We start from the raw sequence: 19729 nt of genomic DNA, 5'->3' as shown, positions 1-19729 counted from the left end.
CGTCATGCTCCTTCCAACAAACCTTTAAATGCACGCCTGAAAGCAAAAGAAAAGACAGATTTCCTCGGCGAATGGGAAATCTGCCTATCAGCCCGGCCTTCCAATAAAAATCCCCTCCGGGAATTCCGGATACAGAAATTTCCTACAAGCCGCCCAGCTGACTCACGGCGCCGCCATCCGTTACAATCTTGCCATATTGATCGTAAACACCCCAGGCGTCCTTCAGCTCGCTTTCTTCAATTTCATCAAAAAATTTCAGCTTGAAGTGATGATATCCCCTGGTATACTGCGTATAAACCAGATCTGCCCGCGGCGCGCTCAGCTGGATATGACTTTGCCCCTCGAAGGTTGTCTTCGTGATTGTCACGCCCGCTAACAGCCCTACCCGCTTATAGGTTCCATCCTGAGCGGAAATCAGATTTCCCAACGAATAAATACATAACGTATCGTCGATCCATTCGATCGGCTGAACGACATGCGGATGACTGCCGATGATGAGATCGACGCCCAGATCCGCCAACAGCTGCGCTAAACGCCGCTGTTCAGCAGTCGGCTCATGCGTGTACTCTTCGCCCCAATGCATCGCCACCATCAGGACGTCGACTTCCCCACGCGCCTTGGCAATGTCTTCCGCCAACATTTCATCCGTATATACATTGACCAGATATTCCTTGCCTTCCGGCACCGGAATTCCGTTGGTCCCATAGGTATATGAGAGCAGCGTATAGCTGATCCCGTTGATTTCACGAATCCGCAGTTCTTCCCGGTCATCGAACGAGCTGTACGATCCGGCTGTCAGCGCGTTTTGGTTTGACCAGTAATCCAGTGAATTCAGGATGGCCTGCTCGCCCCGGTCCAGCGTGTGATTGTTTGCCAGTGAAACAAGGTTAAATCCCAGATTCATCATCGTATCGCCGAATTCCTGCGGCGAGTTAAAGCAAGGATAGGTCGACAACCCCAGTTCCGTTCCGCCTAAAATCGTTTCCTGGTTATAATACTTCAAATCATAATGATTCGTAACGCGGTTCAGCGTACTCATCATATCGGTAAAATCATAACTTCCCTCAGAGGTCCTGGCATCGGCATACACTGCCCCATGCAGCAGCGCATCTCCCGCCATGATCAGCTCGGCCTTTTCCACAACCGGCGTCGGCTGCGGCGATAGGGTCGGCTGCGGCGTAAAGGCAACCTGCACCTCACCATCCCGGGGTTTCTGCACCGTAATCACAGCCAGCACCATCAATAAGGCGCCCAAAATAATCAACAGTGCAATTACCGTGCGCATCAGATTTTTCATCGTTTGTTTCTGACTCATAACATTTCTCCCATCGCTGGTCTTATTATACCTTTTTTTCACTGCCCGCTTGTGTTTTTCGCTGACAATTAAGATTTTTGTAAGGTTTTAACGTTTTAATTGAACAACATGAACCGGACAGACTTCCTTACAACAGTAGCAGCGGATGCAGCGGCGGCGGTCGACGACAGCCTTGTGCTCAGTCAGCGTCATCGCCTGAACCGGACAATCCCGCACGCATTCTCCGCATCCCAGACAGCGCGAAGGGTCCGGCTTGGGATAGGGCGCAAAATGCCGGCGCAGCGCTGCCAGCGGGGAAGGAATCAGCTGTATCAGACCTTTCATCGTTTCCGGCAGTCTGAAATCACTGCGGCATAAACTTTCCCAGGTTTCTTCCAAAGCAATCAGCTCAATCTCAGCTGGATTCACCAGCCCGAGTTTCACAGCTTCCCGATGAACAGGCGTCCAGTCAGGCTCAACTCCAAACAGTTTCAGCGCACCATAGTCCAGCGCAAAGGGATCCTTCGCCGCTAACAGACGCTGACCGTCATACCGCTCGCCGCCGCTGGGACCGTTGCCCTGCATGCCTTCGATGGCATCCATCAGACACAGTCCGGGTTTGACATTTGCGCACAGCTGGCATAAAAAGCGGCAAAAGGATTCACGCTTAGCAAGACGGGCATGCATCTGCGCCTTCACCAATCCCGGAATGACGCCGAACATATTCTTCACCGCACCGCTGGTCACAGTATAGCTGTGACTTTTGAACTTGCAGCAGTCGATGATCAAATCTGCCTGAGCAACGCATTCCAGTATCGGCACCGGCTCGCTGAGGACGTTTAATCCGCTTTCAACGCTGGTCAGATTTTCATTTAATGAACATTGTTCCTCCTGTGCCAGCGCCCGCAGTCCTGTTTTCTGATATATCCGCCGGATTGAATCCAGCGTGAACCGGCCGGCCGGACTGTCAGCCAGCGTCACGATCCCGCCGCGGTTATGAACGTAGCGAATTAATGCCCGCAGGACCTCCGGATGCGTCGTTGTGAATTCCTCCGGCGTTTTCGCCGACAACAGATTCGGCTTGATCAGCACGTTCATGCCTGGCTGAATCAACGTATCCGCGCCGATGGCCGTCATTAACAAATTCAGTTGTTTTCCGATTAATTCCTGATCATAACGGGCGCAGCGCACAGCCGCGACCTTCTGTTTCCCACTCATTTACCTCACCTCACAAGAAAAGGGCTTAACAGCCCTTGCTTTGATACACGACCTCGCCGTTAACCAGCGTCATTTTCACAACTGCCGCCGGATCCAGCGCAGGCATCCCGTCAAACAACGCGATATCGGCATCCTTGCCCGCTTCAAGCGAACCGATCCGCTGATCACAGCCGATGATTTTCGCCGGATTGATCGTCAGCATTGCGATCGCCCGTTCGACCGGCGCTCCATAGCGCACGACTTCGCCAGCCTGTTCGACGATCAGCCATGGATGATAGACCGGACCATCCGTCATGATCGCACACAGCACGCCGCGCCGGTCCATTTCAACCACGCTGTCGATATCAATTTTAATCGACTCGCCGAACCCTTTGGCCACGGCAATCGGACCGAAAATCACCGGACAGCCGGCCGCCACGATCGGTTCCATATAATCCGAAGCGCCCCACGCATGATCGAGCGTGAATTCAAAATTGAATTCCTTTGCCAGTTCGATCACGGTGATCATATCAAACTGCGTGCAGTGCATTTTAACCGGCATTTCATGCCGCAGCACCTTTGCGCCGTTCTCCATCGCGGGATCCCATTTCGGCATTTTTGCCGGATCGTTCTGCGCTTCTTCCTGCTTCTTCATGTATTCCTGAACATCGCGGAAATACTGGCGCAGCACGCTGGCTACGCCCATCCGCGTCATCGGCGTCTGATTGCGCTTGCCATAGACACCCTTCGGATTGCCGCCCATCGCCGCTTTCAGCGCGACATGCCGGTTGACGCACATCGACTCAACTGTGCCCTGACCCGCGCTTTTTACCGCGCAGACCACGCCGCCGATCACGTTGCCGCTGCCCGGAGCGATCGCGCTGCAGGTTACCCCGGCGGCCAGCGCTTCCTTAAAGGAAGGCGACAGCGGATCGATCCCGTCGAACACTTCAACTTCGGCAGTCACATTCCTGACCATTTCATTGACGTCCTGCGCCCCAGTCGCAATCTCAAACCCGCCGATATGACTGTGTGCGTCGACGATCCCCGGAATGGCCGTCAGTCCCGCAGCGTCGATGACTTCAGCGTCTTCGCAGTCCAGCTGTTCGCCGATCGCCGCGATCTTGCCATTTTCTATTAAAATATCGCCTTTTTCCAGCGTGCCCTGCGGCCCCATCGTCAGAATCTTGGCGCCGCGGATCAATCGTTTCATCACGCTTTTTCCCCCTTTACTATTTCCCCGGAAATAACGACAATTTCCGGCAATGCGCGGAAGGTTTCCAGCGGATTGCCCGACCAGATCACAATGTCGGCATCCTTGCCCTCAGCCAGACTCCCGATCCGATCCGCCACGCCCAACAGCTGCGCCGGAATGCTTGTCAGCATTTTCAGCACATCCTCGCTGGACAGATCGGCACCTAAACGCCGCGCCTGCGCCATCAGGCCGTGCGCGTTCCACATCAGGATCTCCCGGCCCGGTGAAACCGCATCGCCAAAGGCGCTTAGCGCCACCGGCTTGCCCGCTTTGATCAGCGAAAACAGCGCGGCATAGTTCACCGCCGCATTGTACTTGTTAAACCCATCGGTCAGATCGCCCAGAATGAAACCACAGTCCTTATCCAACAGACTTTCATCCAGCTGATACAGATTCGCCAGCACCAGCTTAACCGGCATGTTTTCAAACAGTTTCAGGACTGCGTCGGCTTCCGCTTTCGTGTTGCAGCTTAAGATCAGCGGCAGCTTGCCTTCCAGCACCGGCTTAAACGCCTGAACCTTCGGATCCTTCTGGTCTTCTTCTTTCTCAGAGCCGCACTTCGCGATCAATTCACGCAGCGCGGAAAAGATCCCCATTTTTGTCATCGGAGCGCTGTTGCGCGGACCATAGGTCTGCTTGACCTTCTCATCAACCGAGCCCTTCATCGCGGCGTTCGCCTTGACGCACATCGTCTCCGTCGTTCTGCCATACGCCTTGAACACCGCCGCGCTGCCGCCGAGAACATTGTTATTGCTTGCAGCGACGCCTGCCGCCGTAATTCCATAACCCCACAGCTCCTGATACATCATACTGTCGGGATCAAACGCGTAAACGACATCCAGCTGCGGCGTCAGCGGATCGCTCGTTTCATCGTTGTCGCGCGCCTGCCCGCGCCCGGCCGCCGTGCCCCAGCCGCTTAACGGATCGATCCAGCCCGGCATGACGCACTTTCCTTCCGCGTCGATCACCTGCGCCCCCGGCGCCTTCAGATGCTGTCCGATCTGAACAATCTTGCCCGCGTCGATCAAAAGATCCGTATTCGCTAATACCTGACCTGAACCATCATGGACTTGGCCATTTCGAATTAAGATCAAATCATTACCCCCATTCTTTTTCTGTCTGTTTCCATTATAATGATTTCTTCCGCACTTTCCTAGCCTGCGATGAAGTTTTTTCCAACAACTTCCCGCCTGCGGAAAATAAAAAAAGAAGATCTCAATCTCTTTTTCAGAAATCTTGATCTTCCCCATTAGCTGAACGTGAGACTCTTCGAATAAATTCCTTTATCTCGTTATTGCTTTCCTTTGCTTTAAATAATAGACGCCACAGGTCATGCCTGACACGATTGCGATATAACTGACAACCAGCTGCATGCCAACGCTTTGAATCATGTAACTGAGATTCGTTGAGAAATAAGGATCAATCAGGGCTTCCGTAATTTCCGGCGCGCTTTTCAGCACAGCGTCGATCTGCGGAGCGTAAACAAACACATTGAGCGCATACACCGCCAGACTTCCCAACAAGATCAGCACAATCGTTTTCAAAACAATGTGCATGATCAGTTTTCCGGATTGAAAAAACAGCTTTGTCCCGCCTTTCAAGGCTCTCCATGCGCTTTGACGCGTTTCAATCATTGAAAACAGCGTTAGATGATTGATGCAGTTAAGAAAGATCACGCCCACCCCCAGCAGCGCGGGCAATACAAGAAGGACTGCCCCCAGATGGATCATTGCCTGGAGGGCAAAGACGCCGCCGGCCAGAATCAGGCCGTAGATTCCAAATAACGGAAGCAGGGACTTGATATAACCTGTGAACTGGCTGAAATCATGAAGAGAATACGGTTCGTCATGCAGTGCTTTCAGCATCAGTAAATCCAATCCGAACAGAAAAATCAGATTGATCGCCAGCGTTGCGGCCAGCGGGATCAGATTATTGTTAAACTGCTGCGCAGCCAGCGAGATCAGCGAGCACAGGCAAGCCACGGCCAGACAGTATTTCATTAAGGGCAGCCGATGCCGGGCGATCGCAGCGCGGGCAGATTCCAAAATTACGTTCATCTCGCTGTGATTCATGCCGTGATCGCAAGGAAGTCTTTTTCCTGTGACTGGACGACGCCCTCTTTCAGCAGGCGGATTTTACGGCTGTTGGCATTGACGACCAGAATCGGACAAATCATGGAAACCTTATGATTTTTAAAGAATTCCAAATCGACGTCGACTAACGGATCGCCCGGATTCACCCGCTGATCCAAAACGACATGCGCCGTAAAACCTTCACCTTTGAAATTCACGGTATCTAATCCCAGATGGATCAGATATTCGTTGCGGTCATCCGCCTTGATGCCGATTGCGTGGCCAGTCGGAAAGACCGCGACGATCTTGCCCGCCACTGGCGACAACACCTTGCCCTCCAACATTTCCAGCGCAAATCCAGCCCCCATCGACTTGCTTGAGAACACCGGATCGGGAACTTCTTCCAGCGTCATCAGCCGGCCCTTGAACGGGGCGGCGAAATCTGTCGGTTTGGGCTTGAACAGATTTTTAAACATGACCATCACTCCTCACTTTTATACAATTTTCCCATGCAGTAGGTTGCCTGAATTTCAAAAGCATCGTTGACGACAAGAATATCAGCGTCCTTTCCTGCTTCCAGACTTCCCTTGCGGTCATCCACACCGATATACCGCGCCGGATTTTCCGCCGTGATCTTCATGATCTCATGAATGGACGGATGGACGTTGGCGATCAGATTGCGGATTGATTTGATATAGCTCAGCTCCAGATTCCGCACCGCCTTGTAATCATGAATATCAACGTGTTCCTCGCTGCCGTCGTCATTGCGCAGAATCAGCTCGTCGCCGTTGGGAATAAACGTCTGCTTCCGGATATAATGATACTTTTCTTTTTTTGTCAGCGCAATCCCGCCGCAGTCCGTCGTCATGATGATTTTATCCTTGCTTTTTAGACGCCAGGTCAGGGCGAACACTTCCGGCCGTACGGTCATGCCGGTCTGTTTCGCGAATTCGCAGTTCAAATCGTCGAAATACAGCGCTGCGCCAGCCACCCCCGGCTCCCGGTGATGCAGCCCGCGCATGCCGCTGAACATGTGGGTTACGCCGCCTAAGCCATACTCCTTCAGATCCCGGATGCAGTCGAAGGTTGCCGCGCTGTGACCGATATTGATCTGAATGTGATGCGCATGGCAGAACTGGATCAACTCCTTCGCTCCCGGAAGCTCCGGCGCCAGCGTCATCAGACGGATGATCTGCGGGTGGGACTGAGCGTCCATGAACCGCCGCATGATCGTCATGTCCGGGTCGATGCAGCAATCTTCCCGCTGCATGCCCTTGTACTCCTTATTGATAAACGGGCCTTCCAGATGAACGCCCAGCAGCGTTGCGCCGTCGTCTTTCTGATGATCGACAACCCAGCTGGCATTTTTGACGCCCTCGACCAGATCCTCGACCGGTTCCGCACCAGAGGTCGCCAAAAAACTCGTCACGCCCTCATACGGCAGGTTTTTCTTCATTTCCTGTATCGAATGGACAGATTTATCGTTGTTGAAGCTGCCGGTACCCCAGCCATGAATATGCTGATCGATAAAACCCGGAAGAAGCAGATGATCGCCATAATCAATAACCTCGGCGCCGACGGGCACTTCCGTAGAGAATCCCCGGATGACCTCACCCGCTACTTCCAGATAACCGCTGCGGCAGATCTGATGGGGAAAATAAATTCTTGTCGATTTCAAAAACATCGCTTAATCCCTCTTTTCCAATGTCCAGTAATCCTTGTTGACCTCCATGAGATCGTCCAGCACCGCCTTCGCCTTGTCAAAATCGTTGACGGTCCGGTTCAGCGTCAGCGCCTGCAGCGCCTTGGTATAGTCGTTTTCCATCCAGGCCTCGCAAGTCAGTTCTTCATAGGCATATTGATTTTCCATCAATCCTTTATAGAATGTTTTCACCGGGCCGTACGGAATTCCCCGCACACCGTCTTTCCCCAATGTTCCGGCGACTTCCACAACGGCTTCCGCCGGGAAGTTGTCAATCAGTCCTGTATTGCGCGTCATCACGATGAATTCCTGATTTAAGTCATAGGCGATCGATTCTGCCACCTCGACCATCATTGAACCGAACACCGGCGAAGTCAGCACCGGAATCTCGCGCAGCTCGGTTTTGCCCCGGGCCAGCGCGCAGACGTCCCAGACCTCTTTTTCCCGGGTCAGGATCGTTTCGTCAGCGCGGGTGAACTGCGGATCGCTTTCCTTCACGATCTCGTCCGCATAGAAATAATATTGCAGATACGTCGTCGGGATATATTCTGAAACACAGTTCATCATCTTGTTGACGCGCAGATAGGTATCCAGCCAGGACTTTGTGCGCTGTTCTGCATTGTAAGGCTTAAAATCATGATTCATCAGGTAATCGCGCAGCGTATCAAAATAGTCATGACCTTCCGTATCGTAGAGCGCGGTGAACCAGCCGAAATGATTTAATCCGAAATACCGGGCCCGCAGCGTTTTAACGTCAACGTTGAGGATCTTGGCAAAGCTGACCATCATCGAATACGGCTGGTCGCACATATTGATCAGACGGTGATCGTCAGGATATAACCGATCCAGCGCCAGACCGACGATGGCCGCCGGATTGGTGTAATTCAGAATCCAGGTTTCTTGGGAATACTTGCGGACGCAGTCGACCATTTCTTTCATCCCGCCGATTGAACGCATGCCGTAGGCGAAACCGCCCGGGCCGCAGGTTTCCTGTCCGACCAGTCCATATTTCAGCGGGATCTTTTCATCATACGAACGCATCGTGTTCTGACCCACCCGCATCTGACAGAAAACAAAGTCGCAGGCACAGTAGGCTTCATCCATATCGCCGGTCACCACGACCTCAGTTTCCGGGGAAAAGGTATGCAGCAGCAGGCGGCAGTAATCTTCAATTTTGCCGAAGCGATTCAGGTCCTTATCAAAAAAGATGACTTTCTTTACCGGGAACCGGTCTTTCATCTGCATCAGCGTCCCGATCAAGGCCGGAGTCCGGCAGCTGCCGGCTCCGGAAATTGTTATCGTGTGCGGTGTTCTCCTCATGCGTGCCGCCCCAGTTCATCGTCAACCGCATTGCGGACAAATTCCACCAGCGGTCCGAAAACAATGTGAATATGCTTGGTCGTCGGGAAGAAGATTCCAGCACACCCGGATTTTTTCAAAAGATCCTTGTCAATCTTCTTGTTGTCGTTGATATCAATCCGCAAGCGGGTAATACAGTTGTCGACCGTGCCGATGTTGGACGGCCCGCCCAGCGCTTCGATCACAATCTTCGCGATTTCGTCATACCGCTTTTCCCGGATCAGCACGTTATCCGCGGACGGCTCGTCTTCCCGTCCCGGCGTCTTGACGTCAAATTTGACGATCCACCACTTGAACAGGAAGTAATAAACGACGAAGCTGATCACGCCGACGATCACGATATTGATCCAATGGGAATTCTTCATCATGACGCCGAAGATGACAAAGTCAAACACCGTGCCGCGGATATAACCGACCGCCGTTCCCATAAAGTAGAGAGCTAACGAGCCAAGCGTTCCGATCAGCGCGTAGATGACATACAGTGCCGGTGCGATGAACAGGAACGTAAATTCCAGCGGTTCGGTCACATTGCCCAGCGCCGCCGTCAGCACCGAGGTCAGAATCAGGGACTTCGCCAACGCTTTGTTCTCCGGATACGCGGTCTTGTACATCGCCAAGCCGATTGCCGGGAAGACGAACATCGTTCTGACCATCTGATTCTGCGCGCCAAAGCGGGTCAGCTCCGGCATCAACGCCCAGTATTCGCTTTCCGGTCCAAGATTAAACAAAATTTCATTCATCGCATCAAGATAACCAATGTAAGTTTGGCCATTGATCACATACGTGCCGCCGGCTTCCGTGAAGCGCAGCATCGCGTTCCAGACGTGATGCAGACCAAACGGAATCATCATCCGGTTGACAAAGCCTGACAGCACCGGTCCGAGAATCTTATGCAGAAGCAGGCCGGACAAGCTGCTGCAGAAGGCAATGAAATATTGCCAGAAGAACGGCAGAATCAAACCGATCGCCACCGTCACGCCCATCGAGATTAACGGGACGGATTTCTTGCCGGAGAAGAAGGCAAATGCAATCGGCAATTCCAGATTATAGAACTTGTCGGAAGCCCAGGCGGCGACCAGACCGGCGATGATGCCGCCTAAAACGTTGACGTTTAACGTCTGCATGCCTAAGACCATTGCCTGACCGCCGACGGCGATATTGCCTTCGGTGATCAGCTGTCCTGAAGCCGACAGCCAGATTTTCATCGTGATCAAAAGAATCAGATACGCCATGACGGACGAGAAGACCGCGATTCCCTTATCACGTTTCGCCATCCCATAGGCGACGCCCATCGCAAACATAATCGGAATGTTGCCGAAGATCAGATCGGAAATCTGACGGATGCTGGTAAAGATCAGCTTGACGGTTGGATTGCCCAAAAAGGGCAGCAGATCGATCATGTACGACTGGGTGAAGGCCGCGGACAAGCCCAGCAGTAAGCCCACCGGCGCCATAACCCCGATTGGCAGCAGCAGTGATCGACCGAAACGTTGAATCTGCTCACTATACTTTTTCATAGCAGTTCCTCCCTGCCTACTAAATTACCGGAGATTGAAAGCGATTTCAATAAAACAACCGGTTATTTCCGACAGTCTTTTTTACTCTGGTCACTGAAAATGACCACGGTCACAAATCCAGGCAAAAAGCTTACCTGATCGAAGAGCACAAAAAAATAACCACGGACAGTCCCGCGGTTAAAGTTCTTTTTCAATTTACCTTCGAATAATTTAAAGTCCTGTTTTATGCTGACGCAGCTGCTCGACCTGAACATAATGGACTAACAAATCCACGACCGCGAACATGCCGATCCGCGTTACGATATCGTCGATTTTGGTATCGGTCGTGCTCGAGGAACAATACAAAGCCAGATCGCTGTACTGGACCAGCGGACCGTTGACAAAAGCGGTCAGCGTGATCAAAGCGTTGCCATACGCCTTGACAACCTTCGCTGTTTCCACGATAATCGGCGTCTTCCCGGACAGTGAGATGGCGATCAATACTTCTTCATGCGTCATCTGCCGGGCGATGATATTCAGCAGGTTGTAATCCGGAATGTTGATGCACTTGACGTTGAGCGTCAGCAGCAGATGTTCCAGATAGCTGCCGACTGCTTTGGACGTCCCGCGGGAAATCACATAGACACATTGCGAATTCACGATGGACTGCGCCGCCTGCCGCATGGTTTCCGGTTTGTTAAGCTGCATCGTTTTCGTCACGTTGCCGGTGATCTCGGCTTCCACGGATTCCACGCTCGCAGCCGGCAGCGTCTCTTTCGCCCGGTTTTTCAGGAAAAAACGCAAATCGTTATACCCTTCAAAGCCCAGCTTCTGCGACATGTTGATCACAACGGTTTTGGACACACCGCATTGATCCGCCAGCTTCTGACACGTCATTTTTGAAATTGTCTCGGGATGGTCCAGAATATAGTGCAGCAGCGTCCGCTCGCTGCCTGTCAGCAGATCGTAATTATTGGAGTAAAAATCCATCGTGATTCCCCCTCGCTGAATGTGATTGGACATATTATACCACGAGATGAAATCCAGAAAACAGCCTGTTCTGACAACCTGTTCTTTTTTCTGTTCTCCCTTTTCCCCGATTCAAAATTTCATCCCTCTTCCTGTCATTTATCCTTCATTCCCCGGCGGCTTGTGATAGAATAGACGATAGATGGGAGAGAAAGCATGAAAAAAGTACAGATTCAAGATTTTATGGATTATCGCTATCTGGGCAGCCTGCAGGTCAGCCCCGATCAGCAGCACGCGGTATTCACCGTCATCACCGGCGATCAAGATGCCGACAACTATCCCGGCAATTTGTGGCTGCTCGATCTGGCCACTCAAAAAACACGCCAGTTAACCTCCGGCGGCGAAGAAAAGAAAGCGATCTGGTGGGATGACGAAACAATCGTATTCACCGGCTGCCGCGATCCGAAGCTGAAGGAGAAAACCGCAGATGGCGAAAGCATGACGGTCTTCTATAAGCTGAACATTCACGGTGGGGAAGCTGTGGAATGGTTCCGTCTGGCGATGCCGGTCGGCAGCTTCCAGAAAGTCAACGACAACCAGCTGATCCTGTCGGTTGCCTACCGCGCGGACGGCATGAACGATTTTGAATGCCAAACCGACGACGAGAAAAAGAAATGGAAAAAAGAACGTGAATCGCACAAGGATTACGAATGGTTCGATGAAATTCCGTTCTGGGCCAACGGTCAGGGTCTCACCAACATGAAGCGCACGCGCCTCTATCTGCTGGATCTGGATACCCGGGCGGCAACAGCGATCTCCGAACCGTCCGCCAACGCCTCGATCGCGCACATTCAGGACAACAAGCTGCTTTATATCAGCAATCCGATGAACTCCGTCCGGGAAATTCCAAGCTCGCTGCATCAGTTCGACTGCACGACAAAAAAAGATCTGACGCTGATTCCGGATCATGAGGTCAACGTCAGCTGGGCTTTCTATATCAATCACAAGATCATCGCCGCGATCTCGGATTTCAAGGAATATGGTCTGCATCAGCATGCCACGCTGTTTGTCGTCGAGGAAGATCAGCAGCGCACGCGGTTAGTGCATTACGACAATTCCTACGGCGCCTCGCTTGGCTCCGACTGCATCCAACAGTTTGGCACGGCGGTCAAAGCGTATAACGACAAGATTTATTTCAGCTGCACCGATGAAAACGACGGCTGTCTGAAATGCTTCGATGAACACGGCCAGCTGCAGCGCTTATCCGGCTATCATGGCGGAATTGAGGACTTCGAGGTCACGGACAAGGGGATCGTCTTCATCGGTCTGCGCGATCAGAAGCTGCAGGAGATCTACTTCCTGCAGGATGAAGCGGAAACGCAGCTGACGCATTTCAACAGCGAGTATCATGCGGCCACCGCGGTTTCCCCGATCGAAAAAATCGAGTTCTACAACGACGGTATCCGGCACGAAGGTTTCGTGATCAAACCGGCCGATTTCGATATCAACAAGAAATATCCGGGCATTCTGGAGATTCATGGAGGTCCGAAAGGAACCTTTGGTCCGGTTATCAATCATGAAATGCAGGTCTTCGCCGCCAACGGCTATTTTGTCTTCTATTGCAACCCGCGCGGTTCTGATTCCCGCGGCAATGCCTTCGCCGATATCCGCGGGCATTTCGGGAAAGAGGATTACAGTGATCTGATGGCCTTTACCGACGCGGTGCTGGCGCAGTATCCGCAGCTGGACGGCGAACGTTTAGGCGTGACCGGCAGCAGCTATGGTGGATATATGAGCAACTGGATCATCACGCAGACCGACCGGTTTAAGGCGGCGATCCCGGAAGCTTCCATTTCCAACTACGTCACGAAGTTCTTATGCACCGATATCGGCTTCACCTACAACATGGACAATCAGGCCGCAACGCCGTGGTCCGATGTCGCGCTGGTATGGGAACAGTCGCCGCTGAAATATGCCGACCGCGTCAAAACACCGACGATGTTCATTCATTCCGATCAGGATTACCGCTGCTGGATCGCCGAACCGATTCAGATGTTCTACGCCCTGAAGCTGCATGGCGTGGAAACCCGGTTCCTGTTGTTCCATGGCGAACACCACGGCCTGCCGATCTTTGGTAAGCCGTCGCACCGCATCCAGCGCTTAACCGCGATGGTCGAATGGTTCGACAAACATTGTAAATAAACAAAGGAAAGGGAGAACGCAAAGCTCTCCCTTTATCCATTTCACCTGTTTTGTCGTCTTCTATTTGACCGTCGATCAGGCTATAATAGGAAGTATAAGGAGTGTGAATATCATGAAGCAATCCCCGATGGAAACGGTTTATCAGTCGATGATGATCGGCTTAATGTCTGTGGTCGCCGCTTCGGCTGTCGTCTTCCCCGCGATTTTCCTGACTCAGTTTCACAAATATCGTAAAGAAAGCGCAGCCAAAAAAATTAGACTGTCAATCCAGACTGAAAATGAATCCGAATAAACCGGATTCATTTTTTATTTTCACGCATTTCCCGTTATTGGAGCTTGATTTTGCAGGGCCTCAAATTCAGCCCGCGTTATGGAATAACATCGGCAATCCTTAACCTCGCCGGTATACAACCGCACTTTCTGCCGGATTGTTTCCTCATAATGAAAGCCGTTCTTTTCGATCACTCGCCGCGAACCCCAGTTGTCTACGAAATGATCCATCGCGATCAATTCCGTTCCCGGATCGTCAAATAGATGCCGGATCATCAGACCGACCGCTTCCGTCATGATGCCCTGATTCCAATATGCTTCATCCAGTGCGCAGCCGATCGTCTTCGCCGCCAGGTTGCACCGCGAAGTATCGACGCCCGCGCTGATCATGCCGACGACTCGCATCGTAGATTTCAGCACAACCGCAAACGCGTCGGGAGTGGTCATCATCCGGCTTAAGATCTGACTGCTTTCTTCTTTACTTTGATGCGGCCGCCAACCGGCCTGCGGCCCCACGGCTGGATTCTTTGCGAAAGCGTAAAGATCCTCCAGATCCTTCCTATCCCAAGGTCGTAACCTGATTCTGTCGGTTTCCATTTCCATTCGCTGATTCCCGCTCCTTTCAAAAGAAAGCCGTCAACCGACGGCTTTCTGAATTTAGACTTATTTGTAATTCGCGTACGTGAATTCCGCGGCGCTCGTCAATTCCGGAACATCTCTCGGCGTACCGTCAAGATTGACCGCAACCGGCAGACAGTCGCCGTTTTCAAACAGGAAGACCATCGGCATATCTTCGCTCATCAGCCGCTGAACCTCGCTGTAGGCCTTGGCCCGTTCTGCATCGTCGTCAGTTTCAACGCCAGCCTGCAGCGCGGCATCCATTTCCGGATTGTTATACAATCCGACGTTGGTTCCGCCATTGGAAGCGACGCGTCCGGCAACACCGGAGACATCCGGTCCCTGATAGCCTGCCAGCATCGTCATATCAAAGTTGGAATTGGTAATGACTTTATCCTGCCATGCCGCCATTTCCATGATATTCAACGTGACGTTGATGCCGATTTCCTTCAGGTTTTCTTTCACGATCTGCGCGATATCCTTAAAGTTTCCGCTTTCAAAGATATCCATCGTCATATCGAAATAGAACCCGTCGTCGCGTAATGTATAACCGGCTTCTTCAATCAGCTTCTTCGCCGCTTCCACGTCGCGGGCCGGCATCGTGTACTGTTTATCCAGATACTTGCCTTCCCATAACGGCGAGATGAAGTATTCAGCTAACGCCCCAGTTCCGTTGGCAACCCGATCGTAAATGCCCTGACGGTCAACGCCCATCGCGACAGCCTGGCGCAGACGAACGTCCTTGAAGATGCTGGTTTCCATGTTGAAGGTAATATACGTTCTGTTGATCGACAGATAGTGGAAATGCTTATAATTCGGATCGTTGTCCAGTTCATGCTTATTCGCCGTCGGAACGCTTACGCCCAGATAGTCAACTTCGCCGTTCAGGAAAGACTGATAAGCCGTCGTCTGATCCGGAATGACCTGGAAGATCAATCTTTCGATTGTCGCTTCCGTTCCAAAGTAATCTTCATTTTTAACCAACGTTGTCCCGATTCCTGCATCATACTTTTCAAACTTGTAAGGACCCGTTCCGACTGGATTCCATGCCGCCGGGTTGGATACAAAGTCAGAATAAGCCGGATCGTTCCAGATATGTTCCGGCATGATGAACGTCGCATACCAGCCTAATTTAGGAACGATGCCGACGTCGCGCTGGCTGAGATTCAAAACGACGGTATTGTCATCCGGACATTCAATCGAAGTCACTGCCGCCAGCGAATCCGATTTTGTCCAGGAATTCTGTTTCATCGTATCGAACGTCCATTTGACGTCTTCCGAAGTAAACGGTTCGCCATCATGCCATTTCACACCTTCCTGTAAATGGAAGGTTAGCGTCAGACCATCTTCGGAAAACTCCCAGTTCTTTGCCAGATCCGGTAATATCTGGTCGTTCGCATTCAGCTTGACCAACCGGCTGTAAACGTTCTGATTGATTTGATAAGCATAGTCATCAGACTTCATATCGGGATTAAAACTTTGCGGATCCCCGTTAACGGCATAGATTAAAACATCCTGTGCCGGTGTTTCCCCTGTTGTCCCATCCTTGTCGGTTTTCTTTTCATCTGTGCCGCAGCCCGCCAGCATTAAACACGCAATCAATAAGGCTGTCAGCAGTTTCGGTAATTTTTTCATACCCTTTCCCTCCTTGCGTCTTCCTTCATTTTAGAAGAATATAGTTTGAGTTTACACGGAGGAAAAGCGAACGTCAAGATGATATTTTACATTTATTTCAGTAAATGTATATTTATATCATTTTCTTTTGAAACATTTTTCACTTCTTATTGAGCAAAGCAAAGCGCAGGTTTATCTCAAACCTGCGCTTTTGCGCATAATTCATAAAGAAACCTGCGTTGTTTACTTAAACATCGTGTATGTAAACTCATTGGAAGCCGCTTTATTCGGCACATCTCGAGGCGTACCGTCCAGAGAAATCTTGACCGGCTGATGATCGCCGTTTTCAAATAAGAAAACCATCGGCATATCTTCGTACATCATACGCTGAACTTCACTGTAATACTTGGCCCGTTCCTGCACGTCGTCTATTTCGACGGCCGCCTGCAGCGCCGCATCCATTTCAGGATTGTTATACATACCGACATTGGTCCCGCCGTTGGAGGCCACGCGTCCGGCCACGCCGGATACGTCCGGACCCTGATAGCCTGCCAGCATTGTCATTTCAAAGTCCGGGTTTTCTCCCATTACTTTATCCTGCCAGGCAGCCATTTCCATGATATTCAGATTAACGTTAATCCCGATTTCTTTCAGATTTTCTTTGACAATCTGGGCAATATCTTTAAAGTTTCCGTCATCGAAGCTGTCCAGTGTCATTGAGAAATAATACCCGTCTTCATCCATCGTGTAACCGGCTTCTTCAATTAACTTCTTTGCACCTTCGATATCGCGTTCCGGCATTCTATACTGCTTATCAAGGTATTTGCCTTCCCACAGAGGCGAAATAAAGTATTCTGCCAAAGCGCCAGCGCCATTGGAAACCCGGTCGAAAATCCCCTGACGGTCGACCCCTTTCGCCACCGCCTGCCGCAGACGCGGATCTGTAAAGCGGCCTTCTTTCATATTAAACGTCAGATAAGTCCGGTTGATTGAAATGTAATCGAAGAAACGATAATCCGGATTATTATCCAGATCATGCTTATTCGCCGTCGGAACAATAATGTTAAAGTAATCAATTTCACCGTTGACAAACGACTGGAATGCGGTTGTCGAATCCGGAACGATTGTAAAGATTAATTTTTCAATAATTGGCTCACCGTCGAAATAGTCGCTATTCTTGACTAACGTCGTCGCGACTCCGCTCTTATAATTATCAAACTTGTATGGTCCGCTTCCTACTGGCTGCCAGTTTGCCGGATTGGATGTAAAATCCTTATATTGCGGATCATTCCAGATATGTTCCGGCATGATAAACGTTGCATACCAGCCCAGCTTGGAAACGATAGAAACATCTTTTACTTTCATATTTAAGACAACAGTCAGATCATCCGGACATTCGATTGATTCAACCGAAGCCAGACTGTCAGATTTCGACCATTTATTGGCGATCATCGTATCGAACGTCCATTTCACGTCCTCCGAAGTGAGCGCTTCGCCGTCATGCCACTTCACATCTTTCTTCAAATGGAATGTCAATTTCATTCCATCGTCGCTGAATTCCCAACTTTCAGCCAGATCTGGAATCACCTGATCGTCGCTGTTGAGTTTTACCAGCCGGCTGTAAATATTCTGATTGATCGGCCATGCGTAGTCATCCGATTTCATATCCGGATTAAAGCTTTGCGGATCGCCTGTAACATTGACGATCAAAACATCCTGTGGTACAGCCTGGTCTTTCTGATCAGTGCCGCCCCCGCCGGCGCATCCGGCCATGGTGAGGCAGGCCACCATCATGGCGGCTAAGAGCTTTGTCAGTTTCTTCATAATTTTCCCTCCTTACTTGTGAAGAATGAATGATAATTTTAAGTTTACGCTTGTTGGAAAACATCGTCAATCCATTTCACGCCATGTTTCATCATTGTGAGAAAGTTTCATTATTCACAATGTAAATTTTACATAAGCAAACATAGAAAAACTGCAGTGCTCTTCATGATTTTCATTGAGCTTACTGCAGTTCTTTGTTCTATTCTTTTACAAATTCAACGTAAGTTAATTCATTGGAAGCGGCTTTTGTCGGTTCCTGATAAGGCGTGCCCTTCAGTGTCTTTTTAACCGGGACTTTGGCGCCATTATCCATAAACAGAATGATCGGCATCTCTTCACTCATAATGCGCTGAACTTCGCTGTATACGGCTTTTCTTTCTGTTTCATCAGATACCTGAACACCTTTTTCAAGTAATGCGTCCAATTCAGGATTGGAATAACCCATGAAATTCATGGAAGCTCCTGTAGCGACACGTCCAGAAACTCCAGAAACATCGGGTCCCTGATAACCTGCAGCCATTGTCATCTCAAAATCATGATTCAGTTTTACAGTATCACCCCAGGCCGCATATTCCAGCATTGTTAACTTGACGTCAATTCCGACTTCTTTCAGATTCGACTGAATAATTGTCGCCGCGTCTTTAAAATAACTACTGTCAAAGAATTTCATTTCCGTAGAAAAATAAATTCCATTTGCGTCTTTCTTCAATCCTGCTTCTTCTAAAAGCTGTTGAGCCTTCGCTACGTCACGTTCCGGCATCTGGTATTTTTCATCAGCAAAACCGGTATTTGGCGCGATAAATGTCGAAGCCACGGCGCCTGTTCCACCAGCACAGCGATCCCAGATCATCTGCCGGTCAATTCCATAAGCGATTGCCTGACGAACTCGTGGGTCCTTGAATTTATCATTTGTCATATTTACCGTAACATAGGATCGATTCATTCCGACCACTGGATAAACCTCATAGTTCGGATCATTATCAAAATCATTGGCATTCTGCGTCGGAATTGATGTGTAGTAATCAACCTCACCAGAGATAAACGCCTGCAAAGCTGTTGTCGCATCTGGAATGATTGAATAAATCACCTTTGCAACTCTAGCCTTATCGCCCCAATAATCTTCATTTCGTTCCAATACAATCTGAACGCCTTTCTGGAATTCAACAAATTTGAATGGACCTGTGCCAACTGGTTTCATGTTATATTCATTGGTCGCTGTATCGGTACCTTCGTACAGATGCTTTGGCATAATGAATGTGCCATACCAGGATAATTTTGCGATCAGAGAAACATCCGGATATTTTAGATTCATTACAACGGTGTTGTCATCTGGACATTCGATCGATTCAACGGAAGCAAAGCTGTCGCTTTTATTCCATTTTTCCGCGATCAGCGTATCGTAAGTCCATTTTACGTCCGCCGAAGTAAATGCTTCGCCATCATGCCATTTCACGCCTTCATGCAAATGGAATGTAACCTGAGTGCTGTCGTCGTTCCATTCCCAGGTTTCCGCCAGATCCGGAATCACCTGATCATAGGCATTCAATTTAACCAAACGGTTAAAAATGTTCTGGTTTGGTCCCCAGGCATTATCATCAGACTTAAAGTCTGGATGAAAACTTGACGGATCATTCGCTACAATGGCAACAAGCGTATCGTTGGATAATTCTGAGGTCGGCTCGCCGGCATTGTCGCTATTCTGCCCGCCGCAAGCCGTCAGCGCCAACGCCGCAACCAAGCCTACCGCAAGCAGTTTGAGAAATTTTTTCATAAATTTTCCTCTTCTTTCTTAATTTCATTATATCAGGAATAGCGGCGAGAAAAAACAGTGAAAACGGAGCATTTCTGTAAAAAACG

General features: G+C 50.4%; 16 protein-coding genes. 2 read left to right on the top strand and 14 right to left on the bottom strand.

Annotated elements, in window-relative coordinates:
• Positions 1–142 precede the first annotated feature (142 nt).
• The 10 genes from AC5OW4_RS00760 to AC5OW4_RS00715 all read right to left on the bottom strand — a co-directional run bounded on the left by AC5OW4_RS00760 (position 143) and on the right by AC5OW4_RS00715 (position 11365).
• Complete coding sequence (locus AC5OW4_RS00760; protein ID WP_493676539.1) at positions 143–1315, bottom strand: CapA family protein; 1173 nt, start codon at positions 1313–1315, stop codon at positions 143–145.
• Between the two features lie 87 nt (positions 1316–1402).
• Positions 1403–2512: a DUF362 domain-containing protein gene (locus tag AC5OW4_RS00755; RefSeq protein ID WP_493676538.1), complete on the bottom strand. Its 1110-nt coding sequence runs from the start codon at positions 2510–2512 to the stop codon at positions 1403–1405.
• Positions 2513–2537: 25 nt separating this feature from the next.
• The gene (locus tag AC5OW4_RS00750; RefSeq protein WP_072685887.1) at positions 2538–3704 is read right to left on the bottom strand and encodes an amidohydrolase family protein; all 1167 of its coding nucleotides are present in this window, start codon (positions 3702–3704) and stop codon (positions 2538–2540) included.
• Positions 3704–4840, bottom strand: a complete 1137-nt coding sequence (locus AC5OW4_RS00745; protein WP_493676537.1) for an amidohydrolase family protein — start codon at positions 4838–4840, stop codon at positions 3704–3706. Before AC5OW4_RS00745 ends, AC5OW4_RS00750 begins: the two co-directional genes overlap by 1 nt.
• 189 nt (positions 4841–5029) lie before the next feature.
• Positions 5030–5803 (bottom strand): hypothetical protein, encoded by a 774-nt coding sequence (locus AC5OW4_RS00740; protein ID WP_493676536.1) that lies wholly within the window; start codon positions 5801–5803, stop codon positions 5030–5032.
• An 11-nt stretch (positions 5804–5814) separates the two neighbouring features.
• On the bottom strand, positions 5815–6294 hold the full coding sequence (locus tag AC5OW4_RS00735) for a PTS sugar transporter subunit IIA (RefSeq protein ID WP_229056774.1): 480 nt from the start codon (positions 6292–6294) through the stop codon (positions 5815–5817).
• 5 nt (positions 6295–6299) lie between these two features.
• Positions 6300–7502: an N-acetylglucosamine-6-phosphate deacetylase gene (gene nagA / locus AC5OW4_RS00730; protein WP_493676535.1), complete on the bottom strand. Its 1203-nt coding sequence runs from the start codon at positions 7500–7502 to the stop codon at positions 6300–6302.
• A 3-nt stretch (positions 7503–7505) separates the two neighbouring features.
• Positions 7506–8840, bottom strand: coding sequence for a family 4 glycosyl hydrolase (locus AC5OW4_RS00725; RefSeq protein ID WP_493676534.1), 1335 nt, complete (start codon positions 8838–8840; stop codon positions 7506–7508).
• A complete protein-coding gene (locus AC5OW4_RS00720; protein WP_493676533.1) occupies positions 8837–10396 on the bottom strand; it encodes a PTS transporter subunit EIIC in 1560 nt (519 codons plus the stop codon). The genes AC5OW4_RS00725 and AC5OW4_RS00720 overlap by 4 nt, the downstream gene beginning before the upstream one ends.
• A gap of 210 nt (positions 10397–10606) precedes the next feature.
• Positions 10607–11365, bottom strand: coding sequence for a MurR/RpiR family transcriptional regulator (locus AC5OW4_RS00715; protein ID WP_072685873.1), 759 nt, complete (start codon positions 11363–11365; stop codon positions 10607–10609).
• 195 nt (positions 11366–11560) lie between these two features.
• On the opposite strand from AC5OW4_RS00715, the gene AC5OW4_RS00710 reads away from it, so the two are divergent.
• Complete coding sequence (locus AC5OW4_RS00710; protein WP_493676532.1) at positions 11561–13546, top strand: alpha/beta hydrolase family protein; 1986 nt, start codon at positions 11561–11563, stop codon at positions 13544–13546.
• 112 nt (positions 13547–13658) lie between these two features.
• Positions 13659–13838 carry a hypothetical protein gene (locus AC5OW4_RS00705; RefSeq protein WP_493676531.1) on the top strand — a complete coding sequence of 60 codons (180 nt, stop codon included), beginning with the start codon at positions 13659–13661 and terminating at the stop codon, positions 13836–13838.
• Positions 13839–13858: 20 nt separating this feature from the next.
• Here the strand turns inward: AC5OW4_RS00705 and AC5OW4_RS00700 are convergent, their stop codons facing one another.
• The 4 genes from AC5OW4_RS00700 to AC5OW4_RS00685 all read right to left on the bottom strand — a co-directional run bounded on the left by AC5OW4_RS00700 (position 13859) and on the right by AC5OW4_RS00685 (position 19643).
• Positions 13859–14419 (bottom strand): GNAT family N-acetyltransferase, encoded by a 561-nt coding sequence (locus tag AC5OW4_RS00700; RefSeq protein ID WP_493676530.1) that lies wholly within the window; start codon positions 14417–14419, stop codon positions 13859–13861.
• Positions 14420–14479: 60 nt separating this feature from the next.
• Complete coding sequence (locus AC5OW4_RS00695; RefSeq protein ID WP_493676529.1) at positions 14480–16069, bottom strand: ABC transporter substrate-binding protein; 1590 nt, start codon at positions 16067–16069, stop codon at positions 14480–14482.
• Between the two features lie 222 nt (positions 16070–16291).
• On the bottom strand, positions 16292–17872 hold the full coding sequence (locus AC5OW4_RS00690) for an ABC transporter substrate-binding protein (protein ID WP_493676528.1): 1581 nt from the start codon (positions 17870–17872) through the stop codon (positions 16292–16294).
• A gap of 199 nt (positions 17873–18071) precedes the next feature.
• Positions 18072–19643 (bottom strand): ABC transporter substrate-binding protein, encoded by a 1572-nt coding sequence (locus AC5OW4_RS00685; protein ID WP_493676527.1) that lies wholly within the window; start codon positions 19641–19643, stop codon positions 18072–18074.
• Positions 19644–19729: the final 86 nt, after the last annotated feature.

The organism is Holdemania sp. (genome assembly GCF_986127675.1).
Note: the sequence above shows the minus strand (reverse complement) of the source record. Positions and strands in the feature narration are given on the sequence as shown.

Excerpts from the sequence above, each read along its gene's own strand:
- AC5OW4_RS00760 (WP_493676539.1), bottom strand. The coding sequence starts at position 1,315 with ATGAGTCAGAAACAAACGATGAAAAATCTGATGCGCACGGTAATTGCA.
- AC5OW4_RS00755 (WP_493676538.1), bottom strand. The coding sequence starts at position 2,512 with ATGAGTGGGAAACAGAAGGTCGCGGCTGTGCGCTGCGCCCGTTATGAT.
- AC5OW4_RS00750 (WP_072685887.1), bottom strand. The coding sequence starts at position 3,704 with ATGAAACGATTGATCCGCGGCGCCAAGATTCTGACGATGGGGCCGCAG.
- AC5OW4_RS00740 (WP_493676536.1), bottom strand. The coding sequence starts at position 5,803 with ATGAACGTAATTTTGGAATCTGCCCGCGCTGCGATCGCCCGGCATCGG.
- AC5OW4_RS00735 (WP_229056774.1), bottom strand. The coding sequence starts at position 6,294 with ATGTTTAAAAATCTGTTCAAGCCCAAACCGACAGATTTCGCCGCCCCG.
- nagA (WP_493676535.1), bottom strand. The coding sequence starts at position 7,502 with ATGTTTTTGAAATCGACAAGAATTTATTTTCCCCATCAGATCTGCCGC.
- AC5OW4_RS00725 (WP_493676534.1), bottom strand. The coding sequence starts at position 8,840 with ATGAGGAGAACACCGCACACGATAACAATTTCCGGAGCCGGCAGCTGC.
- AC5OW4_RS00720 (WP_493676533.1), bottom strand. The coding sequence starts at position 10,396 with ATGAAAAAGTATAGTGAGCAGATTCAACGTTTCGGTCGATCACTGCTG.
- AC5OW4_RS00715 (WP_072685873.1), bottom strand. The coding sequence starts at position 11,365 with ATGGATTTTTACTCCAATAATTACGATCTGCTGACAGGCAGCGAGCGG.
- AC5OW4_RS00710 (WP_493676532.1), top strand. The coding sequence starts at position 11,561 with ATGAAAAAAGTACAGATTCAAGATTTTATGGATTATCGCTATCTGGGC.
- AC5OW4_RS00705 (WP_493676531.1), top strand. The coding sequence starts at position 13,659 with ATGAAGCAATCCCCGATGGAAACGGTTTATCAGTCGATGATGATCGGC.
- AC5OW4_RS00700 (WP_493676530.1), bottom strand. The coding sequence starts at position 14,419 with ATGGAAATGGAAACCGACAGAATCAGGTTACGACCTTGGGATAGGAAG.
- AC5OW4_RS00695 (WP_493676529.1), bottom strand. The coding sequence starts at position 16,069 with ATGAAAAAATTACCGAAACTGCTGACAGCCTTATTGATTGCGTGTTTA.
- AC5OW4_RS00690 (WP_493676528.1), bottom strand. The coding sequence starts at position 17,872 with ATGAAGAAACTGACAAAGCTCTTAGCCGCCATGATGGTGGCCTGCCTC.
- AC5OW4_RS00685 (WP_493676527.1), bottom strand. The coding sequence starts at position 19,643 with ATGAAAAAATTTCTCAAACTGCTTGCGGTAGGCTTGGTTGCGGCGTTG.